This is a genomic window from Bradyrhizobium commune, from assembly GCF_015624505.1.
GTDB classification, from domain to species: Bacteria; Pseudomonadota; Alphaproteobacteria; order Rhizobiales; family Xanthobacteraceae; genus Bradyrhizobium; species Bradyrhizobium commune.
On record NZ_CP061379.1, the window covers coordinates 2,072,681 to 2,095,922 of the forward strand.

The 23,242-nt window shown below is 63.7% G+C and carries 18 protein-coding genes, 1 tRNA gene and 1 pseudogene; 8 read left to right on the plus strand and 12 right to left on the minus strand.

Annotation, left to right across the window (positions count from 1 at the left end; all coding sequences use genetic code 11):
* Positions 1-19 precede the first annotated feature (19 nt).
* The 8 genes and pseudogenes from IC761_RS09790 to IC761_RS09825 form a co-directional block, all read right to left on the minus strand.
* Positions 20-238: a GCG_CRPN prefix-to-repeats domain-containing protein gene (locus IC761_RS09790; RefSeq protein WP_195803042.1), complete on the minus strand. Its 219-nt coding sequence runs from the start codon at positions 236-238 to the stop codon at positions 20-22.
* A gap of 163 nt (positions 239-401) precedes the next feature.
* Positions 402-1,712: an ABC transporter substrate-binding protein gene (locus IC761_RS09795; protein WP_195803043.1), complete on the minus strand. Its 1,311-nt coding sequence runs from the start codon at positions 1,710-1,712 to the stop codon at positions 402-404.
* A 180-nt stretch (positions 1,713-1,892) separates the two neighbouring features.
* Positions 1,893-3,131 carry an ABC transporter substrate-binding protein gene (locus IC761_RS09800; RefSeq protein WP_195803044.1) on the minus strand — a complete coding sequence of 413 codons (1,239 nt, stop codon included), beginning with the start codon at positions 3,129-3,131 and terminating at the stop codon, positions 1,893-1,895.
* Between the two features lie 54 nt (positions 3,132-3,185).
* Entirely contained in the window at positions 3,186-4,667 is a 1,482-nt protein-coding gene (locus IC761_RS09805; RefSeq protein ID WP_195803045.1) for an ATP-binding cassette domain-containing protein, read from the minus strand.
* Positions 4,667-5,593 carry a branched-chain amino acid ABC transporter permease gene (locus IC761_RS09810; RefSeq protein WP_195803046.1) on the minus strand — a complete coding sequence of 309 codons (927 nt, stop codon included), beginning with the start codon at positions 5,591-5,593 and terminating at the stop codon, positions 4,667-4,669. The genes IC761_RS09805 and IC761_RS09810 overlap by 1 nt, the downstream gene beginning before the upstream one ends.
* A gap of 1 nt (position 5,594) precedes the next feature.
* On the minus strand, positions 5,595-6,470 hold the full coding sequence (locus IC761_RS09815; protein ID WP_195803047.1) for a branched-chain amino acid ABC transporter permease: 876 nt from the start codon (positions 6,468-6,470) through the stop codon (positions 5,595-5,597).
* A gap of 91 nt (positions 6,471-6,561) precedes the next feature.
* Positions 6,562-7,806, minus strand: a complete 1,245-nt coding sequence (locus IC761_RS09820; protein WP_195803048.1) for an ABC transporter substrate-binding protein — start codon at positions 7,804-7,806, stop codon at positions 6,562-6,564.
* A gap of 222 nt (positions 7,807-8,028) precedes the next feature.
* Positions 8,029-8,289, minus strand: a pseudogene (locus IC761_RS09825) (L-2-amino-thiazoline-4-carboxylic acid hydrolase); the annotation flags it as partial.
* Positions 8,290-8,388: 99 nt separating this feature from the next.
* Here IC761_RS09825 and IC761_RS09830 point away from each other — a divergent pair.
* Positions 8,389-9,840, plus strand: coding sequence for a hypothetical protein (locus tag IC761_RS09830; RefSeq protein WP_368367102.1), 1,452 nt, complete (start codon positions 8,389-8,391; stop codon positions 9,838-9,840).
* A gap of 100 nt (positions 9,841-9,940) precedes the next feature.
* Here the strand turns inward: IC761_RS09830 and IC761_RS09835 are convergent, their stop codons facing one another.
* Positions 9,941-11,164 carry an SMP-30/gluconolactonase/LRE family protein gene (locus IC761_RS09835; RefSeq protein WP_195803049.1) on the minus strand — a complete coding sequence of 408 codons (1,224 nt, stop codon included), beginning with the start codon at positions 11,162-11,164 and terminating at the stop codon, positions 9,941-9,943.
* Positions 11,165-11,421: 257 nt separating this feature from the next.
* Between IC761_RS09835 and IC761_RS09840 the strand changes: the two genes are divergently transcribed.
* From IC761_RS09840 to IC761_RS09860, 5 genes are all read left to right on the plus strand, one after another.
* Positions 11,422-11,661: a hypothetical protein gene (locus IC761_RS09840; RefSeq protein ID WP_195803050.1), complete on the plus strand. Its 240-nt coding sequence runs from the start codon at positions 11,422-11,424 to the stop codon at positions 11,659-11,661.
* Positions 11,662-12,216: 555 nt separating this feature from the next.
* Entirely contained in the window at positions 12,217-13,779 is a 1,563-nt protein-coding gene (locus IC761_RS09845; protein WP_195803051.1) for a 2-isopropylmalate synthase, read from the plus strand.
* Positions 13,780-14,063: 284 nt separating this feature from the next.
* On the plus strand, positions 14,064-15,065 hold the full coding sequence (locus tag IC761_RS09850) for a TRAP transporter substrate-binding protein (protein ID WP_195803052.1): 1,002 nt from the start codon (positions 14,064-14,066) through the stop codon (positions 15,063-15,065).
* Positions 15,066-15,303: 238 nt separating this feature from the next.
* Entirely contained in the window at positions 15,304-15,888 is a 585-nt protein-coding gene (locus IC761_RS09855) for a Spy/CpxP family protein refolding chaperone (protein WP_195803053.1), read from the plus strand.
* Positions 15,889-16,055: 167 nt separating this feature from the next.
* Positions 16,056-16,131 (plus strand) — tRNA-Lys (locus tag IC761_RS09860).
* A 476-nt stretch (positions 16,132-16,607) separates the two neighbouring features.
* Here the strand turns inward: IC761_RS09860 and IC761_RS09865 are convergent.
* Genes IC761_RS09865 through IC761_RS09875 form a run of 3 tightly spaced genes read right to left on the minus strand, consistent with a single transcriptional unit; the run spans position 16,608 to position 20,999 of the window.
* Positions 16,608-17,600 carry an HlyD family secretion protein gene (locus IC761_RS09865; RefSeq protein ID WP_195803054.1) on the minus strand — a complete coding sequence of 331 codons (993 nt, stop codon included), beginning with the start codon at positions 17,598-17,600 and terminating at the stop codon, positions 16,608-16,610.
* Positions 17,587-19,917: an ABC transporter permease gene (locus IC761_RS09870; RefSeq protein ID WP_195803055.1), complete on the minus strand. Its 2,331-nt coding sequence runs from the start codon at positions 19,915-19,917 to the stop codon at positions 17,587-17,589. The genes IC761_RS09865 and IC761_RS09870 overlap by 14 nt, the downstream gene beginning before the upstream one ends.
* 20 nt (positions 19,918-19,937) lie before the next feature.
* The gene (locus tag IC761_RS09875; RefSeq protein WP_195803056.1) at positions 19,938-20,999 is read right to left on the minus strand and encodes an HlyD family secretion protein; all 1,062 of its coding nucleotides are present in this window, start codon (positions 20,997-20,999) and stop codon (positions 19,938-19,940) included.
* 379 nt (positions 21,000-21,378) lie between these two features.
* Here IC761_RS09875 and IC761_RS09880 point away from each other — a divergent pair, with 379 nt between their 5' ends.
* Together IC761_RS09880 and IC761_RS09885 are read left to right on the plus strand one after the other, a co-directional pair.
* On the plus strand, positions 21,379-22,197 hold the full coding sequence (locus tag IC761_RS09880; protein ID WP_368367103.1) for a 3-hydroxyacyl-CoA dehydrogenase: 819 nt from the start codon (positions 21,379-21,381) through the stop codon (positions 22,195-22,197).
* A gap of 22 nt (positions 22,198-22,219) precedes the next feature.
* Positions 22,220-23,170, plus strand: a complete 951-nt coding sequence (locus IC761_RS09885) for a 3-hydroxyacyl-CoA dehydrogenase NAD-binding domain-containing protein (RefSeq protein WP_195803058.1) — start codon at positions 22,220-22,222, stop codon at positions 23,168-23,170.
* Positions 23,171-23,242: the final 72 nt, after the last annotated feature.

A 23,242-nucleotide genomic window follows, 5' to 3' on the forward strand; every position in this document is an offset into this window, starting at 1 on the left:
GTCGCCGATCGGCTTCAGCTCACAGGCACTTCATCGTGCCGTTGGGCATGCGCGTGGCCGGATGGCCGGTCTTGCGGATGCACCAGTCTTCATTCTGACCACCGGGGACGCAGCGCCCGGCGCCATCGCGATGGGCGTTGGGACCGCAGCCGCCGAGCGCGAGCGCAGGCGTCGAGGTCAACCACAGGCCGGCCGAGAGAACGACAATTCCAAACAGAGCGGCAGAAAGCATCTTCATGAATATCTCCACGTCTCGCACCATCGTCGGTGAATGGCGGCTTTCTATAGCACGGGCGCGGAACTCATAAATGACCGAAGCGCCCGGTCCTGGCGAAAATAACTTTGCGCTCGCGCCTCTGCTATAAGAAGAGAGGCGCGCTGTCAGCCTGGTGTCAGGAATCTCACGCCCCGTAGGTCGAGCCCTTCGGCAGCGGAAACACCGGGTCCTGTGTCCGGATGTTGGTCGGCCACACCACGGAAATGTGCTCGCCGGCGTTCTGCATCACCACGGGCGTCGAGCGTTCGTTCTGGCCGGACAGCGGCGTGCCCGGCGGGAAGAATTTTACGCCATAGCCCTGGATGGTGCCGCCGGCGGGAATGTCGACGTCGAGCGCCGCCTTGCGAATGGCGTCGGGCTCGAAGCTGCCGTACTTCTCCTTGGCGACCGGCAACACGTTGTTGAGCAGCACCCAGGTCTGGTTGAAGCCCATCGAGCAGTGCGGCGGCACGTCGGTGGCGCCGGTCTTGGCCTGGTAGCGCATGACCATGGTCTTGATCAGCTCACCCATGCCGGGCGCAAGCTTCGACGGATCGAGCAGCTGCGCCGGCACCGGATCGATGTTGCAGAAATTGTCGATGTCGGCGCCGAAGGTGGTGCGCAGCTTGTCGAGCTGGCTGTAGCCGGCGCCCGCGCCGAACAGCATCTTGAAGCGCAATCCGCTCTCGCGCGCCTGGCGCAGGAACAGCGTGATGTCGGGGTTGTAGCCGGCGTGCGAGATCACGTCGACCTTGGCGCGCTTGAGCTTGGTCACGAGCACTGAGAGATCTGGCGCAGAGGCCGAATAGCCCTCGCGCAGCGCCACCTGGATGCCGGCCTGCTTGGCATAGGCCTCGTCGGCCGCCGCGACGCCGACGCCATAGGGGCCGTCCTCGTGGATCAGCGCGACCTTCACATCCGCGGGCTCCATGCCGAGCTTGGCCTTGGCGTGCTCGGCGAGGAAGCCGGCGAAGGCCTGGCCGTACTGGTCGGAGTGGATCTGCGCGCGAAACACGTATTGCAGGTTCTTGTCCTTGAACACGGCGGTCGACACTGCGGTCGTGATCCAGAGGATCTTCTTCTGCTGCTCGACCTTCGCCGCCATCGGCACGGCATGCGCGCTGGAATAGACGCCGTTGATGATGTCGATCTTTTCCTGGCTGATCAGCCGCTCGGCCTCGTTGATGGCGACGTCGGCCTTGCTCTGCGAATCCGCGGAGACCGGCGCGATCTTGGTCTTGCCGCCGATGCCGCCCTTCTCGTTGACGAGGTCGATGGCGATCTGCGCGCCGACCGAGGAGGCGACCGAGCCGCCTGCGGCAAACGGACCGGTGAGGTCGTAGATCAGGCCGATGCGCAAATTCTCGGCTTGCGCCTGGGCCCGTGTCCAATCGAGGCTGAGTGTGGCGGCGGCAGCCGCCGAACCCTTCAGCAGCTGCCTGCGTGAAGTCGGCATCCTATCCTCCCTCAAATCCGTCTTATGATTGGTTGTTATTTTTTTGCGAAGTATGGGGAGGGGGACAGCGGAAAGTCAACATCGCCCAAGGTCGATACGCGGGCGCGCCACAACGCAGCTGCGAAAAGAAAAGCCCGCCGCTTCTGAGCGAGCGGCGGGCCGACTATCGGCTGATGCGCGTTACTGCGACAGCTTCACAAAGTCCGGAAACTTCAGCTTGCCTTCCGCGATCTTCTCGGGCCAGACCACGACCTGCTTCTGGTCCTGCCACTGGAAGACGAGGCCGGTGACGGCGCCGGGGCCGGACTTGATGCCGTGGGTGAATTCGTCGTCCTTGCCGTAGAACTGGATCTGGCCGATCGTGCCCTCGAAATTGGTTTTCTCCATCTCGGCGACCATCTTGTCGGGATCGGTCGAGCCGGCGCGCTTGATCGCGTCGGTGATGATGTAGACCTCGTCATAGGCGGTGTAGCCGGTATAGGCCGGGGGGCTGCCGAACTTGGCCTTGAAGGCGGCCGCGAACGGCTTCGTCTTCGAGGTCACGGCAACGTCGGGCGTCGCCACCGCGAGCGACGGGACGCCGTCGGCGGCGCCATTGGTGTCCTTCCAGAAGGTCGGGCTCAGCGCCTGCGCGCTGATGCCGAACATCGGGATCGGCACCTGCTGGTTCTTCCACTGCACCGTCGGCTGTACGCCGACATGCGAGATGCCGGTGACGATCACGTCCGGCTTCTTGGCTTCCATATTGTTGAAGATCGGCGTGAAGTCGGTGGTGTCGGGCGAGAAGCGCACATGCTCGACGACCTTCAAACCCGCCTTGGGCAGGCAGGCCTCGTAGCCGACGTCGAGTGGCTTGGTCCAGGCGGCGTCCTCGCTCATGATCGCGACCGTCTTCATGTGCATCTTGTCGACGAGCAAATCCTTCGCCGCGTCGCAGACGAGCTGGGCCTGCGCTGCCGAGGTCAGGTAGCCGTGGAAGGTGTACTTGTTCTTCTCGTAGTCGTTGTGGATCGCCTTGGTGATTTCGTTCGAGGCCGCACCCGGTGTGATCAGCGGCATCTTCAGCCGCGCCGCCCAGGGCTCGAGCGCCAGCACGACCTCGCTGATATAGCTCGCGATCACGGCCGACACCTTGTCCTCGCTCACCGCGCGCTGGAACGCGCGCACGGAATCGGCCGAGGAGCTCTTGTTGTCATAGGTGACGATCTCGATCTTGCGGCCGAGGATGCCGCCCTTGGCATTGATCTCGTCGGCGGCGATCTGCGCGCCGCCGGGCGTCGCCGCACCCGCGATCGATTGCACCTCGGCGATGACGCCGATCTTGATCGGATCGTTCGATTGCGCATAGGCGGGCGCCGCGAGGCACAGCGCCAGCGCCGAGGCGAGGAAGCCGCCGCCGAGAAGAGTTGATGATCGCATGGTCGTTTCCCTTTCCTTGTTTTCTTGCCTTGTTTTGTCATTGATACGCGCGAACTAGAGAAAGTCGGCACCCGCTTCGCTCGCGAACCGGCCGGGATCACCCTCCCAGACGATCCTTGCATGCTCGAGCACATAGACGCGGTCGGCATGCGGCAGCGCGAAGGTGACGTTCTGCTCGCCGAGCAGCACCGTGATCGAGGTGGTCTGCCGCAGTTTTTCCAGCGCCTTGGACAACAGCTCGAGGATGACGGGGGCCAAACCCAGCGTCGGCTCGTCCAGGATCAAGATCTGCGGCTGCATCATCAGTGCGCGGCCGATCGCAAGCATCTGCTGCTCGCCGCCGGAAAGCGTCTGCGCCAGCTGGCCCTGGCGTTCCTTCAGGATCGGGAACAGCTCGAACAGCCAGGCGAGCTGCGCGGCGCGCTTGTCGTCGGAAAGATGCTGACCACCGAGATCGAGATTCTCGCGCACGCTCATCTCGCCGAACAGCTCGCGCGATTCCGGACACTGCACGAGGCCGCTGCGGGCGATCTTCGCCGGGCTGGTGCCGCGCAGCCGCTCGCCGCCGCGCGTGATCTCGCCGCTATAGGGCAGGAAGCCGGAGATGGTGTTGAACAGCGTGGTCTTGCCGGCGCCGTTGAGGCCGACGATCGAGACGAACTCGCCTTCGTGGACGTGGATCGAGACGTTCTCCAGCGCCTGCGCCTTGCCGTAATGGACGCTGACATTCTCGACCTGGAGCAGCGGCACCTTGTCCTTGAAGCTGGTCTCTGGCCGCGCATGGGTCTCGAGCGCGCCGCCGAGATAGACCCGCCGCACCGTCTCGTTCTTCATGACGTCGTCGGCCTTGCCGGTGACGATCTCCTCGCCGAGATACATCGCGAGCACGCGGTCGACCAGCGCCGCGACACTCTTGACGTTGTGGTCGACCAGCATCACCGCGCGCCCGTCATCGCGAAAACTGCGGATCAAATCGGAGAAGACCTCGACCTCGGCGCGCGTCAGCCCGGCAAACGGCTCGTCGACCAGCACGACCTTTGGGTCGCGCGCGATAGCCTTGGCAAGCTCGAGCCGGCGCAGATCGGCAAACGGCAGCGTCGGCGGACGGCGGTTCACGACCGCGCCGAGGCCGACGCGGTCCGCGATCCATTTGGCGCGCTCGACCAGCGCCTTGTCCGGGAACAGCATGAACAGGCTGTCCGGCAACAGCGCCACCATGATATTTTCGAGCACGGTCTGCCGATTCAGCGGCCGCGAGTGCTGGAACACCATGCCAAAGCCTTTGCGCGCGATCTTGTGTGCGGGCAGGCCGGCGACATTCTCGCCCTCGAAAATCACCTCGCCGGCGGTGGGGCGCTCGATGCCCATCACGCTTTTCATCGCGGTGGATTTGCCGGACCCGTTCGGCCCGATCAGGCCAAAGATCTCGCCGCTGTTGACCTCGAAGCCGAGGTTCTTCACCGCCGTCAATCCGCCGAAGCGTTTTGTGAGACCGCGGACTTCGAGCACGGGCCGGTTTGAAAGCCGCATATCCATCACGAGCGAGCCTCGTGCGAGAGGGCCGCCCCGAGGAAGCCGCCGGGAAAGAACAGGACGACGAGCAGCGCCACCGCCGAGACGATGAAGGTCGCAAGCTCGCCGGTCGGACGCAGGAATTCGCCGGCGACGATCAGGAAGATCGCTCCTAACGCCGCCCCAAGCACAGTACGCCTTCCGCCGAGCACGGCCGACACGATCACGTTGACGCCGACCGCGACGTCGACGACGGTGCCGACCGATGCGGTGCCGAAATAGAACACCAGCAGCGCGCCAGATAACCCCGAGAAGAACGCGCTGACGATGAAGGCGGCCAGTTTGTGCTTCACGATGTTGAAGCCGAGCGCGCCGGCCTGCACCGGGTCCTGGCCGCTCGCTTGCAGCACCAGCCCGATCGGTGATTGCGACAGGCCATAGAGGATGGCGGCCGAGATCGTCATGAAGCCGAGCGCGATCCAGTAATTGGCGCCGGCATTGATGGTGATGACATCGGGGATGGTCAGCCCGATCTCGCCGCCGGTGAGGTCGGCGAAAACCACGATGAAGTTTTGCAACATCAGCACCGCGACCAGCGTGGTCAGGCCGAAATAGGGCCCGCGCACGCGTAACGCCGGCAGCGCCAGCACGAGGCCGGCGATGACGGAGGCGAGCGCGCCGAGCACGATGCAGAGATAGACCGACCAGCCGAACTGGGCATTCAGGATGCCGGCGGTGTAAGCACCGACGCCGATCAGGAAAGTCGGCCCGAAATTCACTTCGCCCGCGAAACCGAACAGCAGGTCCCAGGCCATCGCGAACACGCCGAAATAGAAAGCGACAGTCAAGAGGCCCAGCACGTAGCCGGAGACATAGAGCGGCAGCGTCGCCGCGATCACGACCAGCGCCAGCGAAATGAAGAACAGGCGCGAGGTAAAGAAGCTCGCCATCTCAGCGCCTCCCCAGAAGGCCCTGGGGCCGGATGTACATCACGAAGACGAGCAGCAGCAGCGCCGGAATGGTGCGATAGGCCGGCGAGACCAGATAGGCCGTCAGCGTTTCGAGGTAGCCGACCACGAAGGCCGCGATCAGCGAGCCGGAGACGCTGCCGAGGCCGCCGAGCACCACGATCGAGAATGCGCTCGCGGTCAGCGGCCCGACGCTGTAGGAGCTGACGCCGAGAAACATGCCGAGCAACACGCCGGCGATGCCGGCCAAAATACCGTAGATCGCCCAGACCACGATGTAGATGTTGGTGAGCTCGAGGCCGAGCAATGTCACACCGCGCGGGTTCATCGAGGCCGCCAGCACCGCCTTGCCGGTGCGGGTGCGGTTCACCAGCAGCCACAGCAGCGCGATGACGAGGCAGCACACGATCGCGGTGAAGATCTCGTTCTTGGGCGTGCGGACGCCGAGGATGTCGACCACGCCCTCGACGATCGGCAGCACCGTCTTGGCGTTGTTGGTGAAGAAATAGGCGATCAGCTCCTGGATCATGATGCCCCAGAGCAGCGTGCCCGTGAGCACGAAGATCTCCTTCTCCTCATTCGGGATGCGCCGGGAATCCTGGATCGGCTTCACCACCGCGAAGTAAGTGGCAAACGCGGCGATGAGCGCAACCGCGACCCCGATCAGCGCGCCGGCATAGGTGCCGACGTTGAAGATGCTGGCGGCGGCCCAGGCGGCGACTGCTGCCGCCACCATGATGGCCCCGTGGGAGAGGTTGAGGACGCCGGAGACGCCGAAGATCAGCGTGAAGCCGGTGGCACCGAGGGCATAGAGAGCGCTGATGGCAAAGCCATCGATCAGAATCTGGAAAGCTCGCATCTATGGTTGGCCAAGCAGTCTTGCTGGAGGAACGTGTTGCGGGACGCCGCAAGTGGAAGCTCCCGGGAGATGGTCCCGGGAGCGTGTCCTCTTAGTTCGAGAGCTTGATGAAGCTCGGGAACTTGATATCGACCTTGGCGACGTCCTTGGGCCAGACCGCGCTCTGCTTCCCGTCCTGCCATTGCAGCATCAGCCCGGTGATCAGGCCCTTGCCGTATTTGATCGAGTGCGTGAACGGATCGTCCTTGCCGTAGAACTGGACGCGGCCGATGGTGCCTTCCCAATCGGTCTTCTCCAGCGCGTCGACCAGCCTGTCGGCATCGGTCGAGCCGGCGCGCTTGACTGCGTCGGCGACGTAGTAGACCTCGTCATAGGCGGTGTAGCCCGCATAGGACGGATAATTGCCGAACTTCTTCTTGAAGTTCTCCGCAAACGGCACCGATTTCGGCGTCACCGCGACGCCGGGACCGGAGACGCCCTGATAGAGCACGCCCTCGGCCGCCTGGTTGGTGTCCTTGCCGAACGTCTCGTTGGTCGCTTGCGAGGCGATCCCGAACATCGGGATCGGCACCTGCTGGTTCTTCCACTGCACCGTCGGCTGCACGCCGACATGCGAGATGCCGGTGATGATTACGTCGGGCTTCGCACCCTCGATCTTGTTGAAGATCGGCGTGAAGTCGGTGGTGTCAGGCGAGAAGCGGATGTGGTCAAGCACCTTCAGCCCGATCTTGGGCAGGCACTCCTCGTAGCCGACATCGAGCGGCTTGGTCCAGGCGGCGTCCTCGCTCATGATGACGGCCGTCTTCATGTGCATCCTGTCGACGAGCAGATCCTTGGCGCCATCGCAGACCGAGAGCGCGAGTGCTGCCGAGGTCAGATAGCCGTGGAACGTATACTTGTTCTTCTCGTAATCGGCGTGGACGCTCTTGCTGATCTCGTTGGAGGCCGCGCCCGGCGTCACGAATGGCGTCTTCAGTCGCGACGCCCAGGGTTCCAGCGCCAGCACGACTTCGCTGATATAGCTGGCGATGACCACGTTGACCTTGTCCTCGTTCACCGCGCGCTGGAACGCTCGCACCGAGTCGGCCGAGGAGGAATGATTGTCGTAGCCGATGATCTCGATCTTGCGGCCGTCGACGCCGCCGTTCGCGTTGATCTCGTCGGCGGCGAGCTGTGCGGCTTGCGGGATCGATGCGCCGGCGATCGCCTGCGCTTCCGCGATCACGCCGATCCTGATCGGATCCGCCGCAAATGCTGCACCTGATGCCGTCATCAACGCGCCGATCGAGGCCGCGCCAAGCGCTATTCGCAATGCACAAGGGAGTATGTTCTTCATGTTGTTCGTCTCCTCTTAAACAAGCCTCTTTTGAGCTATTGGAGCGCGACTATAACGGTGAGGGCATTCTCGGCAAGTGAAACTGCATTCAGGATTGTGAGAGGGGAACTAAAGTCTAGCGTTGCGCAAATTGAGTGCGGGGGCGGTGTGCGCGAAACCGCCTAGCGCATAGGCATGCAGATTTCGTCGGCGGGCATGCGGACGCGTCGTAGCCACATCGTCCTAGTCCGGCGGCAACCGTGAGAACCGGAAATTGCAGTGGTTCGCGCCGCCGGCCAACGTTTGTGTCCGCTCCAGATGGAAGCCGCGTGTCGCATAGGCCGCGAAATCGAGTCCGCAAATGTTCGGCAGGATTTCCTTGTCGCCATGGCGCGCCGCGAATTTGCAAAATCCGCAGGCCTTGTAGTTGATGCCGAATTCGAAGCCGTCGCCCGGACCCGGCTCGACGAAATCGTAGACGAAGTCGTCCGGAAATTGCTTCTGAGCCCCCGCTCAGACAACAATGTCGCTGATCTTGTCTGCCAGATATCGCGCGCCTTGTCCGCAAGTCACAAATAATTCGGCGTTGGCACCGGCGCCGCTTTGCAATCTTTCGTCGCGCCGCTCAGGCCGGTCCTGCGTCGTCGTCAACACGGCGCAGAGCAATGTTCTTCTTCCCTCGTTGATCATACAGTTCGCGCCGCCGCGTCGTATGCGCAGTGTTTCAAAATGTTTCACGCGAGCGTCACACCTCGCGGCTACGTTTGTCGCCGCAATTTGAAGCCTCGGGCGGCTTCCTCTCATTTCGTAAACCAGGCTTGGCCAGGACAACTCGACGTTGTCGCTGTGGTGAGCCGTCTTTTGTCAAAAGCTGTCTGGGGAGAGACCATGATGAGACTCAGTGGTGGGAGGTTGGAAGGCGTCTACGGCAAGCTGCGCAGGATGAGCTTTCTCGCGCTGGCCGCCTGCTTTGCGATTTGTCCGATCGTCGGCGCGCAGGCCGACGATGACGACCGCGACAGGGGAGGCGAGAGCCGGGCTTATGCGATCGGGTTGTGGGGCGATCTGCCATATTCCGACCTTCAGGCGCAGGTCGGCGTGCCGAACCTGATCGCAGACATGAACGACCAGAAGCTTGCCTTCACGGTTCACGATGGCGACTTGAAGGCTGGCAACGGCACGCCTGGATCGGTGACGCCGACCACGTGCAGCGACGCCCTGTATCAGCAGGGGCTCGGATATTTCAACGCGTTGAAATCGGCCGCGATGTTCACTACCGGCGACAACGACTGGACCGACTGCGATCGGCCGGCGAACGGCTCGTTTTCCTCGCGAGAAAGGCTTGACTACGAGCGGAAGATTTTCTTCAGCACCGATTTCTCACTTGGCCAGCGGCCGATCAAGCAGCAGGTGCAGCACGACAAGCTGTGTCTCGATCACAACAACCAATTGACCGGCTGCGTCGAGAATCGCCGCTGGATCATGAAGGGCGTCGTCTACGCGACGCTCAACATTCAGGGATCGTGCAACAATCGTTGCGATACATTGCCCGACGACGCCGAATGGGCCGCGCGCAACAACGCCAACATCCTGTGGATGCAGCAGACCTTCGAGGTGGCGAGGACATACCGCGCCGCGGCGATCATGTTCATCTCGCAGGCCGACCCGGGCTGGGACCAGTCGGACGCCACCCGCTCGCCGTTGCGTGACCCGAAGTCGCTCAAGGAAACCGATGCCAATCCGGATGGTTTCCAGGCCTTCCTGCTGGCGCTGCGCGATGAAGTGGTCGCTTTCGGCAGGCCCGTCGCCTACGTTCATGGCGACTCCCACTATTTCCGGATCGATCGGCCGTTCCTCGATGCCCAAGGCCGGCGGCTGGAAAACTTCGTCCGCGTCGAGACCTTTGGCGATAATCAGGCGAACGGCAACAACGACGTGCACTGGCTGAAAGTGTTCGTGGACGACCGTAGCCGCGAGGTGTTCGCGTTCCAGCCGCAGATCGTGCCTGCCAACCGAACCGCCGTGCCGGCGCCGCCGAAGCGTGGCGACAACTGATAAGTGATGCCAAGGCCGGTCTGCGATCGGCCCAATCTTTCGCAAGAAAAACTGGTGCCGGCACATTTGCGCCGGCACCATTTTGTGAGGCCGGCCCGCCTCAACCCGGTCCTGCGCCCTGCGTCGCCGTGTACACGGCATAGAGCGACTGGCTTGCGGCCATGAACAGGCGGTTGCGCTTGGGGCCGCCGAAGCAGAGGTTGCCGCAGACTTCGGGCAGGCGGATGCGGCCGAGCAACTTGCCTTCCGGCGACCACACCGTCACGCCGTTATAGCCGACGGCGCGGCCGGCATTGCTGGAGGCCCAGACATTGCCGTTGACGTCGCAGCGCACGCCGTCGGGCCCGCACTTCACGCCGTCGATCACGAAGTCGGAAAACCGCTTTGGGTTGGACAGCTTGTTGTCGCTGCCGACGTCGAACACGAAGACGTCGCCCTGGCCGCCCGCTCCCGTATCGCCAGGACCCTTGCCGGTCGAGACGACATAGAGCTTCTTGAAGTCGGGCGAGAAGCACAGGCCGTTCGGATCGGGCACCTGATCCTCAGTGACGACGAGATCGACGCGGCCGCTCGGATCGATGCGGTAGCAGTTGGTCGGCAGCTCGCGCTTGCCAGGGGCGAAGCCCGCGGGCTGTCCGATCCGCGGATTGAGCTTGCCGGGTGCATTGCTCGGCCCGCCCGGACCGTCGGGTTCGCCTTCATAGAGCTGGCCGCCATAGGGCGGATCGGTGAACCAGTAGCTGCCATCGGGATGCGCGACGACGTCGTTCGGCGAGTTCAGCTTCTTGCCGTTGTAGCTGTCGCACAACACAGTGGCGGTGCCGTCATGTTCGTAGCGCGTCACCCGCCGGGTGAGGTGTTCGCAGGAGAGCTGGCGGCCCTGGAAGTCGAACGAGTTGCCGTTGGAATTGTTGGAGGGCGAGCGGAATATGCTGACGCGGCCGTCGTCCTCGCTCCATCGCATCTGCCGGTTGTTGGGAATGTCGCTCCACAGCAGATACCGGCCCTGCGCACTCCACGCCGGACCTTCGGCCCACAACAGGCCAGTGTGAAGGCGCTTGATCGCGGTGTTGGGCTGCGCCAGATCGTTGAAGGCGGGATCGACCGCGATGATGTCAGGGTCCCAGAAGTAGGTGGTCGGTGCGCCGCGAGGGCTGAAGTCGCGCGGCGGGGTGGTGATCGTCGTCGGCGGGGCGGCAGGTCCGGTCTGGGCCTGTGCGGTGCCCGTTCCGGCCAGCGTGGCCGCGGCACCGAGCGCAAGGCCCTGCACCAGCGTTCGTCGTGAAAGCGCAGCATCCAGCTCACGCTGCTGTTGGCGTGTCATCGCGTCCTCCCGGTCTTGTTTGGCTGGCCGGTTGATCCGGCCGAGCGACCTCAAGGTTAGTCCGGTCTGCAGCGGGTTGCGAGGGGTGGATTCGCAGCCTCTGCGTGATGCCCAAGCGATGTCGTGAATTCGTCGCAAGATTGTCCAAAACGGCGACAGTTCCACGGTGTGATCGCGTATTCGTTCGTGGCGCATCACGCCTTGACCTCGCCCTCATTGCTGCGCACAACTCGCCTGGGACGAAGTCGGAGTTGAGTGTGGGCGGTTTCATCTTGATCGTGCTGCTCGGGATCGCGTTCGCGGCCGGCTATTTCACGCGCGATCAGATCTCGCGCAAACGACACGCCGAAGCGCGCCGCATGCGCGGCTACGCGAAGCCGGATTGGGTCGCCGCCGCACCCGCCAACACCAACGAGGTGCCACCCCGGACCACCGGCGAACTCGGCCAGATGCTCGACCGCTGGGAGAGCAGGGCCCGCGCCCGTCGCGCGGGGTGAAACGCGAGTTGAGGTGATCGCGACGTCGCGCCTTTCTCCGTCATGGCGAGCGAAGCGAAGCAATCCAGAATCTTTCCGCGGAGACGGCCTGGATTGCTTCGCTTCGCTCGCAAGGACGAGTTCCTGGCAGCGGTGGCCTAACTGTCCCGCAGCAGAGCGCCTTGGCTCCGCCGCCCGAAGCGGGCCGCCCGACCAGGTCAGCCCACCTGACCATCTTTTGGCGTTGCGGTTGCGCCTATTTCTCGTCTAGAAACGGCGCACTGGGCCTCCCGGCAACCAACCGTCAACGGTTTTGACCGAGAATTGGAGGCTCAAAAGGGTCTGGCAATGCTGATTCGCGGCCAAATCGATGGGATTTCGGGGGAGGTGGCTCTGGCCGCCGCCACGATCCCGGCCGCGTCGCTGCTCACCCTTATTATTGGCGAGCTCCTTCTTAGCTGCCCCTGAGGGCCGGCTGGGCGCACGCGCCTGGGCACTCAGGGGTTGGTCGAGATCACCGGACACCTCCAAGCGCCCAGCAGACTGACGGCGCGAAAGCTCAAAAGGAAATTTGAAATGGCCCCCGCGAACAAGTCCGACAAGGACCGCGTCATCATTTTCGATACCACGCTGCGCGACGGCGAGCAGTGCCCCGGCGCCACCATGACCTTCGAGGAGAAGCTCGAGGTCGCCGAACTGCTGGACGATATGGGCGTCGACGTCATCGAAGCCGGCTTCCCGATCACCTCCGAAGGCGACTTCCAGGCGGTCAGCGAGATCGCCCGCCGCTCCAAGACCGCGATCATCGCCGGCCTGTCCCGCGCCCATCCCGCCGACATCGACCGCTGCGCCGAGGCGGTGAAGTTTGCAAAACGCGGCCGCGTTCACACTGTGATCGCGACTTCGCCGCTGCATATGCGGGTCAAGCTGAACAAGACGCCGGACCAGGTGATCGAGACCTCCGTTGCCATGGTCGCGCGTGCGCGCAACCAGATCGACGACGTCGAATGGTCGGCCGAGGACGGCACCCGCAGCGAGATGGATTATCTGTGCCGCATCGTCGAAGCCGTCATCAAGGCCGGCGCCACCACGGTGAACATCCCCGACACCGTCGGCTATACCACGCCCGATGAATATACCCAGTTCATGAAGACGCTGATCGAGCGCGTGCCGAATTCAGATAAAGCGGTGTTCTCCGTGCACTGCCATAACGACCTCGGCATGGCTGTGGCGAATTCGCTGGCCGGCGTGGTCGGCGGTGCGCGCCAGGTCGAGTGCACCATCAACGGCATCGGCGAGCGCGCCGGCAACGCCGCGCTCGAAGAGATCGTGATGGCGATCAACGTGCGCAACGACAAATTCCCGTTCTGGAACAAGATCGACACCACGCAGCTGACCCGCGCCTCGAAGGTGGTGTCGGCGGCGACCTCGTTCCCGGTGCAGTACAACAAGGCGATCGTCGGCCGGAACGCGTTCGCGCATGAGAGCGGCATTCACCAGGACGGCGTGCTGAAGGACGCTTCCACCTACGAGATCATGCGGCCGGAGATGGTCGGCCTGAAGCAGTCCTCGCTGGTGCTCGGCAAGCATTCCGGACGTCATGCGTTCGTGCACAAGCTGGAAGAGATGGGCTACAAGCTCGGCCCGAACCAGCTGGAAGATGCATTCACGCGGATGAAGGCGCTCGCCGACCGCAAGAAGGACATCTACGACGAGGACATCGAGGCGCTGGTCGACGAGGAGATGGCGGCCTCCCACGATCGCATCAAGCTGACCTCGCTGACCGTGATCGCCGGCACCCATGGCCCGCAGCGCGCGACCATGAAGCTCGACGTCGACGGCCAGATCAAGATCGAGGAAGCGGAAGGAAATGGTCCGGTCGACGCAGTGTTCAACTGCATCAAGCGCCTGGTGCCGCACGACGCCAAGCTCGAGCTGTACCAGGTCCACGCGGTGACCGAAGGCACCGACGCGCAGGCGGAAGTGTCGGTGCGGCTGTCGCAGGAGGGCCGTTCGATGACGGCGCGCGCGGCGGATCCCGATACGCTGGTGGCGTCTGCCAAGGCTTATCTCGGTGCGCTCAACAAGATCGTCATGAAGCGCCAGCGCGACACCGTGTCGGCGGCGGCGGCGAGCTGACGTTGCTGTCTTCGCCTCTCCCGCTTGCGGGAGAGGCTGACGCGTGCGGAGCGCCGCGGCGGGCGAGGGCTCTCTCCCCAAAGAGAATCTTTCTGTGGAGACACCCTCTCCCCAATCCTCTCCCGCAAGCGGGAGAGGGAGCTCAACGCCGCTCGCATTCACCATGAATAGCTGCCCTGCTAACGGCCAATAGCACATGTGGGCGCCGGCCTGTATTGATGTGCCCGGCTCGAGGATCGGTCGCCCGCGCGCCGGGTGGCCCAAGAAAGCAACAGGGAGAGAATATGCGCACCTTCGCGATCGCGGCGTCCATCGCTGGACTGGCATTTGGGCTCGCCGGCCCGGCCAGCGCCGACCCGATCATCATCAAGTTCAGCCACGTCGTCGCGACCGACACGCCGAAGGGCAAGGCGTCCGAAAAATTCAAGGAACTCGCCGAGAAGTACACCGGCGGCAAGGTCAAGATCGAGGTCTATCCGAACTCGACGCTGTACAAGGACAAGGAAGAGCTCGAGGCGCTTCAGCTCGGCAGCGTGCAGATGCTGGCGCCGTCCAACTCGAAATTCGGCCCGCTCGGCATCCGCGAGTTCGAGGTGTTCGATCTGCCCTACATCCTTCCCGACCTGAAGACGCTGCGGAAGGTGACGGAAGGTCCGCTCGGCCTGCGCCTGCTCAAGCTCTTGGACTCCAAGGGCATCACCGGCCTTGCCTATTGGGACAACGGCTTCAAGCAGATGAGCGCCAACAAGAAGCTGGTGACGCCGGCGGATTATCAGGGCGTCAAGTTCCGGATCCAGTCCTCGCGCGTGCTCCAGGCCCAGTTCAAGGCACTCGGCTCGCTGCCGCAGGTGATGGCGTTCTCGGAAGTCTACCAGGCGCTCCAGACCGGCGTGGTCGACGGCCAGGAGAACACCTGGTCGAACATCTATACGCAGAAGATGCACGAGGTGCAGAAATACATCACCGAGACCAATCACGGTTACATCGGCTACGTCGTGATCGTGAACAAGAAGTTCTGGGACGATCTGCCGGCCGACATCCGCGACCAGCTCTCGAAGGCGATGAAGGAAGCGACCGACTTCAACAACGCGCAGTCGCAGAAGGAAAACGACGACGCGATGGCCGAGATCAAGAAGAGCGGCAAGAGCGAGATCATCAAGCTCACGCCGGAGCAGGACGAGGCGATGCGCAAGGCGATGGAGCCGGTCTACAAGGACGCTGCAAGCCGCGTCGGCCAGCCGCTGATCGACGAGTTCCTGAGGGAAGCCAAGAGCTCGACGAACTAGCACGACGAACTAGCACGACGAACGGAGAGCACCGTCGAACTAATCTCAACGAAATATGAAAAAGAGGCTTCCGTGCGCGCTGCACGGAAGCTTTTTTGTTACGAATGATGTCCGCGGTGGTTGAACGGAAATTCACAGGCGTTACATCTCGGTTAGGACGTGCTCTCTGTCCAACTTGTAAGTTGCGCACGAGCCTCGCGGCGCTCATCTTCAGGGCATCCTTCCAGAGGAGGTTCGTATGAGGAAGTTCACCATCGCCGCCATCGCCGTGCTCAGCATCGCCGGCTCGGGCGCGGTCTATGCCCAATTTCATCGCCCGTGGATGGAGCACTTCCGCCACATCCGCATGAACCCGGAAGACCGCGCCGCCTTCGTCGACGCGCGGATCGCCGCGGTCCATGCCGGGCTGAAGCTCAATGCCGATCAGGAGAAGCTGTGGCCGCCGGTCGAGGCCGCCGTGCGCGACTTCGCCAAGCTGCGCCTCGACCGCGCCAATGCGCGGATGAATGCGCCGCCCGGCGATGCCGACAAGCCGGAGGATCCGGTCGCCCGCCTGCGCCAGCGCGCCGACGACATGGGTGCGACCTCCGCGGCCCTGAAGAAGATCGCCGATGCCGCCGATCCGCTCTACAAGACCCTGGATGACGGCCAGAAGCGGCGCCTGGCGCTCTTGACCCGCCACCGCGGTCCGTTCGGCGGCGGCGAAGACGGCCCGCCCCGCCACTTCATGGAACGCGGTATGGACCGCATGATGGAGCGCGGCATGGACCACTTCCGCGGCAGCGACCGGGACGGCGGCCCGGACCGGGAAGGTCGGCTGTGAGCCGACCGGGATTCCCCGGGTATTGCCCCCTGAGAAGCCGCTGGAATCCAGCGGCTTTTCGCATTTCAGGGGCTGTGGAAGAACCTTGGAAAACATGCGCCGCATCGCTTGCCATCCCCGGATCGCTTTGCTAAACGACCGGCCTCGCAAGGCATTGACCGCCTTTCGGGCGCATAGCTCAGTTGGTAGAGCAGCTGACTCTTAATCAGCGGGTCCCAGGTTCGAGCCCTGGTGCGCCCACCATATAAAAATCCTTCCTTCCCAAGGCCTTCGCGTGATAGCGGACGAGAACAAAACGGGTCTCGTGCGACGTTTTCTGTGGTCGGATTGCTGCGCGACTTTCTTTTGTTTCTGTACCCTCTCCCCATTCGATACGGCGCGCAGATCCGACGGTATAGGTCGATCACGTGCTCGTCGTAGAATAGGATATTGGGGCGAGCAAAACGGACAATCTGTTCTTCCCGTCACCGCATGAAATCGCTTGCTGCAGAACCAGAACCGGATTGTTCGGGTCGGGGGTTCGCTTCGCCCTCCCGCTACCAAACTTCTGCGATCTTGTTCGCCCTCCTTCGATCATCTGCGATCCGTTCCGCTTAATGGTAGCGCCTGACCAAGTGCGATTTGAATCTCGCCAGATTTCGCTTGCCATCACGGGCCGAGGTTCAAATGCCCCACAGCCAAGTGGAAAACCCCGGTAGTCTCAACGGACCGCTGGGGTTTCATTGTGGCGGCGGGATCGAGTGGTCGATCCAGACGGTCATGCCCGGCTCAAGGTCTGCCAACTCCCCCTTTGGGTCGAGGCGCAGGCGAAGCGTGTTGCGGTCATGATCGCCGATCACGCGTTCGGCTTGCCAGGTGGCGAAGACGCCGAGCGGCCGCAGCTCGGTGATGACCGCCTTCATCGGGACAGCGGCACCGTTCCGCATCACGTCTGTTGTTGCTCCCATCGCCAGACGATCGAGATGATCCTCGCGGACGTTGAACGAGAGCCATCGCTTGCCCGCCGCCTCGACCATCAGGATCGGCTGGCCCGCGCGAACATTTTCGCCGACCTCGGCGGCGATGACGCTGACCACACCATCGGCTGGCGCCCGCAACACCATCTTGTCGAGGCGGCGCTCAAGCACGGCGACCGCGGTGGTCGCGGCCTGCACCTGCGCATCGGCAATCGCACGCTCCTCCCGGGTCGGGCCCGCCACCGCCGCATCGTAATTGGCCTGGGCCTCCGCCACGTCGGCGCGCGCGCTGGCGACGTCGTTCTCGGCCTGATCGAGCGACTGCTGAGATTCAAAGCTCTGGCGCGCCAGCGTGCTGGTCCGGGTCAACTGGGCCTGCACGAAGTCGAGGCGGGCGCCCGCCTTGGCGATGGCAGCTTTCAGCGAGTCGACCTGTTCCCGGCGCACACCGGCATAGACGTTGTCGCGGTTGGCGGTCACTGATGCCAGCGCGGCCCGCGCCTGGTCCGCCTGTGCCGTCAATTCCACAGCAGAGAGCTGCGCCAGAATATCACCCGCGCGCACATGGGCGCCCTTCTCGACCGCAATCGACTGGAGCTGGCCGCCCACCTCCGGCTCGACCCTCACCTCGGTCGAGCGCACGACACCGACGATCGCCGCGGGCGGTGCCGAGTTGCGCATGACATAGAGTAACGCTCCCGCCGCGACGAGCGCGAGCGGAATTGCGACGAAGGCGGCAGGTCTAAGGGTGGGCATGTCGCTGGCTCCTCCTGACGACAAATGCCGAGATCACCGCGAGCCCGAAATAAACCAGCGCCAGCAACCAGAGTCCGAGCCAGTCATGCGCGACTTCCCAGATGCCGGCGCCGAGCTGATTGATGCGCACGAGGCCGTCGATCGCGGAGTCCGAGGGGAAAATCCGGCCGAACGCGAGGGCGACGCCGGGTATGGCTTCACGCGGCCATGCAAAACCGGCCATGAAAAATTGCGGCATGCTGGTCGCGAGCAGCAGGATGGTCGCGTTCTCCGGCCGCGTGAACCAGGCCCCAACGGCCTGTCCCATAAAACTCGTCGCCAGCAGGAAGAGGGTCGCGAGCGCGAGGATTTGCGGCAGATGGCCGAGTGTCGAGAAACCGTAGATCCGCGGCAGCACGATGAGATAGAGCGCGACCGCCGGCAGGTAGATGGTCAGATGCGCGACGCCACGGCCGAGCACGCCGGAGAATGCGCCGCCGCGGCTGGCCAGTGCGGAGCGGGTCAACATAGCCGCGCCGATCAGCAGGGTTTGCTGGAGGATCAGCACGAACGCCGCCGGAACGACGTAGCTCGCGTAGCCGCCGACCGGGTTGAAGATCGGTTGCAGCAGAACGTCGGCCGGGCTCGCGCTTGCGAGCTTCGCCTTGACCAGGCTGCCGTCCGAGCGACCGCCGCGCGATACCAGCTCCGACGTCAGGACTCCCAAGGCAGTGGCCACCCCGCTTGCGGTCGAGCGGAAGATGAAGAGGTAGGTGGCATCCGCATAGACCGGGATGTGAGCCGTGAGGCCCTTGAGCACATCGCGCTCGGTGCCTGTCGGGATGTCGACGGCCGCAAAAGCCTCGCCGCGATTGATCGCCTTGTTCGCGTCGGCCAACGTTCGGGCGCGAACCGCAACGCTCAATGCGCCACTCGCATCCAGCGTCTCGACCATCCGGCGGCTGAGATCGCTGAGATCGTTTTCGACGACCGCGATGGGAAGCTTGCGCAGGATCTGGTTCAGATAGGGTTGCGGATAATAGATGCCGTAAACCAGCGGCGCCAGGAACAGCACGCTGAAGGCGCTCCGCGCGCCCAGCACGCGCCGCCACTCCGCCGTGAAGGCGCCGCCGATGCCGTGCGGCGTGGGCTCGATCGCGGGCGGTTCTTCAGGTTGCGCCGTCTCGAACCAGCCCTTGCGCGTCAGGCTCGCCATGCGCCACCATGCCAGCCCGGCAAACAGCACCGCCAGTCCCGCGAGCGCCGCGAAGGGGACCGCGGAATCCGCGACCGACAGTCCCCGCGCCGCTTGTCCCAGCAGGACGGACATGTACCAGCGCAGCGGCAGGATCGTGCTCCATGTCTGCGCAAAGGCATTCATGCCGATGGTAGGAAAGCCGACGCCGGCATAGCCGAACGCGGGCGAGGCGATGAGGCCCGCAAGCCCGAGTCCGGTGGCGAGATCGCCGACCAGAAGCTGGAGCAGGGCGCCGAGCGACAGATAGGCGATGATCAGCAGCGAGCCGGCGGCGATCATCAGCGGCAGGTGTCCCTTGAAGGGGACGTCCAGCACGCCCTCGAGCACGAGCGGCTCGGCCAGCATGATCAGGAGGAAGATGCAGAACAGCGGCGCGAGCTTGCCGGCGAGTGCTGCGACCGGATCGCCTCCGGCACTTGCGAGCCAGGCCCGCGCGTCGCGGCGGCGGAATTCGGAGCCGACCGAATAGCCCGCGGCAAGCGTCATCACCACATGAATGATCGTCGGCAGCAGCGCGCGCAGCAGGAACTGCGCGTAATTCTTCTGCGGATTGACCAGCGCGATGGTCTCGGCCGAGAGCGTCCCGATCGAAGCCGCGGCCGGCGCGGCGTTCCTGGCGGGGGCGGCCACGGCCGCCGCAGCGGACAGTCCATCGCTCAGACCCGAGGCGGCGATGCCGGCGGCTGTCAGGAACTGCTGGTTATAGAACCCGACCACCTGTGGGCGGCGCTGCGCTTTCAGGTCGCGCTCGAAATCCGGCGGAATGTGAATGGCCGAGATCGCCTTGCCCGAGCGGATGTCCTGCACCGCCGTGGACAATGTTCCGGAGCGGTCGACGATTTTGAGGCTCGGTGACGCCGCGACATATTCCACCAGCGCATGCGAAGCGTCCGACTTGTCCTCGTCGACGATCGTCACGCCGAGCCCGCGGATGACCGGATGGCTGAACACCGTGGTGAGCACCACGAACGCAAACAGCGGCACGCCGAAGATCAGGAGCAGCGCCACGCGATCATGAAACAGCCAGCGGCACTCGCGCCGCGCGACCAGTAGAAATCCGGGCCCAGATCCGGACCTCAACCCAGGCTCTGGCGCCGCCCTCATTGCCGCGACCGCCAGTCGAGATAGGCGCTCATCCCCGGTCGCAGCTCGGGCACCGGCTGAACGGGATAGGCGCGGATCGAAAACGTCCGCAGATCGAAATCCCCAGAGGCACGCGTCGCCCGCCAGCTCGCATACTCGCCCTTGGTCGCGATGAGCTTGACCTCGACCGTCACGGAACGGTCGCCGAGGGCCGGAATGCGGACATCGAAGCGATCGCCGACCTTCAGGCTTTTAACGAGATCCTCGCGGAGGTCGAAATGCACCCAGAGGTCGGCCAGGTTGATCAAGGTGACGAGCGGGACGCCCGGCGATACGTATTCGCCAGGCTCCACGTTGCGCTGGTAGACCTGCGAGGCGATGGGCGCATAGACCACGAGCTGATCGATGATCGACTGGACGCTCTGGATGTCGGCGCCGGCCTTTTCGACGTTGGTCCCGGCGATGGCGCGCTCCTCCTTGGTGTAGCCGTTGACCGCCTGCTCATAGGCCGATTTGGCCTGGTCGACCGCGCGCTCGCTCTCGTGCAGCGCATCGGTGGCCTGGTCGAGGCGGGCCTGCGGCGCGTTGCCCTGATCGGTCAGGGTGTGCGTGCGGTCGAACGTCTTCTGCGCCAGCACCAGCGCTGCCTGGGCGCGCTCCATTTCCGCCTTGCGTGCGGCGATGACTTCCGCGCGCGTTCCGACCAGCACGTTGGCAAGCTGCGCGTCCGCAACAGCCTTGGCCGCCTTCATCTGCTCGTGCTTGGCCAGCGTTTCCGGATTGTCGATCTGGACGAGCACCGTGTTCGCGGCAACGTTCTGACCACGTTCGACGGGGATCTTGCCGACCCGTCCGTCGACGCGCGCGGCAATATCAAGCCGCGTTGCATCGACTTCGCCCTGAACGAGCAACGGTTCTGGCCGCAACAGATAGAAGACCGAAAGCCCGACGACGGCGGCCGCAACGACACCGACGATGATGGAGGGAGTCCGGATCGGGTTGCGTGCGGCTTTCGCCTGTCCGTCACCCGGTACGTCGGGTGGGCTTTGGATGTCCTTGTCAGAGCTCGGCACGTCCATGCCTGACTCCCTTTCCCACGGCCTGATCGCCGTTCACTATGTTTAGCCGTCCGGTCCGGTCCAATCGCGGTGTGCCGATCTTGTGGGCCGCAAACCCCGACCATGTGGCGTGTCCATTGCCCGTGCTTGGACGTTTGATGCCTGAGTTGTCGAAAGCTGCTGCTCTCGCATCTGTCGGTGCAGCAGGCCCATCCCAACGATGACATTCCTGTCCAAGCTGACCGTCGGCACTCAGGTCATAGTCACGGCCACCTGACCCGGTTCGTGGTCGGGCCACGATGCAGGGTGCGCCATGGCAAATGCTGTCACAAGATCTTCCGCAAACTCCTCAGTCCCTCGCCTCTTCGTTCTCGAATTGAACGCCGGCTGCATTCACTTGATGAATGCGGATGGCTCCGATCGCACGACGATCGTTACGGGCTGTCACCTGCCGGATGGCATCGTCGTGGATGTCGAAGCGGGCCATATCTACTGGACCAACATGGGCATCCCAAGCCTGAATGACGGGTCGGTCGAGCGGGCGGACATCGACGGCAAGAACCGCAGGATCATCGTGCCGCAGGGAGCGACCCACACTCCGAAGCAGATCATTCTCGATAAGAAAGGCGGCAAGCTCTACTGGTGCGACCGCGAGGGCATGCGCCTCATGCGCTGCAATCTCGACGGCTCGCAGCTGGAGACGCTCATCGAGGCGGGGCACGGCGAGGCTGAACGCAAGGACCAGACACGATGGTGCGTTGGACTCGCGATCGATCCGAAACTCGGACGCATCTACTGGACGCAAAAGGGCCCCGACAATGCCGGGCTCGGTCGCATCTTCCGCGCCAATGTTGAAATACCCGCTGGCCAGACTGCGGCCACCAGGTCCGACATCGAGATCTTCTACGACGGTCTGCCGGAGCCGATCGATCTGGAGATCGATCACAAGAGCCGGATTCTCTATTGGACCGACCGCGGCGACCCTCCGCGCGGCAACACGGTGAACCGGGCCTCAATCGATACCAAGCCGGCGGAGCCGGAGATCGTGGTGACCCATCTCATGGAAGGGATCGGCATCGCGCTCGACGTCCCGAACGACCGCATGTTCGTGACCGACTTTGCTGGCTCGATCTACTCCGCACGACTCGATGGATCCGGCGAGCGCAACTTCCTCTTCGCCCAGGGCAATCTCACCGGCATTGCTTACGCCGAAATCTAACCGACGTATTGGAGAGAATGACATGACCGACACCAAGCCCATTCGCCGCATCGCCATCATCGGTACCGGCGTGATCGGCGCGAGCTGGAGCTCGCTGTTTCTCGCCAAGGGACTGCAGGTCGTCGCGACAGATATCGCGCCGAACGCAGAAGCGGCGCTGAGGAAGTTCGTCGAGACGGCGTGGCCGGCGCTGACGCGACTGGGTCTGTCGCCCGGAGCGTCGCAAGCGAACCTCAAATTCACGTCCGACATCGCGCAGGCGCTCGCGGGTGCCGACCTGGTCCAGGAGAACGGGCCCGAGCGGATCGAATTCAAGCAGAAGCTCTATGGCCAGCTTGATGAGCTGTTGCCGCCCGACGTGATCATCGCATCGAGCTCGTCGGGGCTCACCATGAGCGAAATCCAGAAGGGGGCCGCGTCGCATCCCGAGCGTTGCGTCATCGCCCACCCGTTCAATCCGCCGCACCTGATCCCGCTGGTCGAGATCGTCGGCGGCGCGAAGACCTCCGAGGTCACGAAACAGCGCGCAGCGGAGTTCTACACGTCGATCGGGCAACGGACGGTGCGCCTCAACAAGGAAATGCCGGGGCATGTCGCCAACCGTCTGCAGGCGGCGCTAAGTCGCGAGGTTTATTACCTTGTCGCCGAGGGTGTGGTGAGCGCCGCCGACGTCGACACCGCTCTGAGCTGGGGGCCGGGCCTGCGCTGGGGTGTCATGGGCAGCATGATGCTCAACCATCTCGGGGGCGGTCCGGGTGGCATCGAGCACTTCTTCCAACAGTTCACCGGACCGATGACGGCCTGGTGGAAGACCCTTGGCTCGCCGGTGCTGACGCCGGAGGTGCAAAAGAAACTCATCGACAGCGTCCATGCCGAGGCTGGATCGCGCACCATCGTGGAGTTGGAGGCCGAGCGCGACGAAATTCTGCTCGGTCTGATCGAGCTGCGCAAGAAAGCTGCCAAGCCGAGCTAACGACATCGGCGACGCCCGCGAGATCAACGACACGTTCAACCCATCACTTTTCAGGCTTCCGAGCCGCAGCGA

What these genes read in the sequence shown, in the direction of transcription:
- IC761_RS09790 (WP_195803042.1), bottom strand. Translation starts at nt 238, where the DNA reads ATGAAGATGCTTTCTGCCGCTCTGTTTGGAATTGTCGTTCTCTCGGCC.
- IC761_RS09795 (WP_195803043.1), bottom strand. Translation starts at nt 1,712, where the DNA reads ATGCCGACTTCACGCAGGCAGCTGCTGAAGGGTTCGGCGGCTGCCGCC.
- IC761_RS09800 (WP_195803044.1), bottom strand. Translation starts at nt 3,131, where the DNA reads ATGCGATCATCAACTCTTCTCGGCGGCGGCTTCCTCGCCTCGGCGCTG.
- IC761_RS09805 (WP_195803045.1), bottom strand. Translation starts at nt 4,667, where the DNA reads ATGGATATGCGGCTTTCAAACCGGCCCGTGCTCGAAGTCCGCGGTCTC.
- IC761_RS09810 (WP_195803046.1), bottom strand. Translation starts at nt 5,593, where the DNA reads ATGGCGAGCTTCTTTACCTCGCGCCTGTTCTTCATTTCGCTGGCGCTG.
- IC761_RS09815 (WP_195803047.1), bottom strand. Translation starts at nt 6,470, where the DNA reads ATGCGAGCTTTCCAGATTCTGATCGATGGCTTTGCCATCAGCGCTCTC.
- IC761_RS09820 (WP_195803048.1), bottom strand. Translation starts at nt 7,806, where the DNA reads ATGAAGAACATACTCCCTTGTGCATTGCGAATAGCGCTTGGCGCGGCC.
- IC761_RS09835 (WP_195803049.1), bottom strand. Translation starts at nt 11,164, where the DNA reads ATGACACGCCAACAGCAGCGTGAGCTGGATGCTGCGCTTTCACGACGA.
- IC761_RS09845 (WP_195803051.1), top strand. Translation starts at nt 12,217, where the DNA reads ATGGCCCCCGCGAACAAGTCCGACAAGGACCGCGTCATCATTTTCGAT.
- IC761_RS09850 (WP_195803052.1), top strand. Translation starts at nt 14,064, where the DNA reads ATGCGCACCTTCGCGATCGCGGCGTCCATCGCTGGACTGGCATTTGGG.
- IC761_RS09855 (WP_195803053.1), top strand. Translation starts at nt 15,304, where the DNA reads ATGAGGAAGTTCACCATCGCCGCCATCGCCGTGCTCAGCATCGCCGGC.
- IC761_RS09865 (WP_195803054.1), bottom strand. Translation starts at nt 17,600, where the DNA reads ATGCCCACCCTTAGACCTGCCGCCTTCGTCGCAATTCCGCTCGCGCTC.
- IC761_RS09875 (WP_195803056.1), bottom strand. Translation starts at nt 20,999, where the DNA reads ATGGACGTGCCGAGCTCTGACAAGGACATCCAAAGCCCACCCGACGTA.
- IC761_RS09880 (WP_368367103.1), top strand. Translation starts at nt 21,379, where the DNA reads ATGAATGCGGATGGCTCCGATCGCACGACGATCGTTACGGGCTGTCAC.
- IC761_RS09885 (WP_195803058.1), top strand. Translation starts at nt 22,220, where the DNA reads ATGACCGACACCAAGCCCATTCGCCGCATCGCCATCATCGGTACCGGC.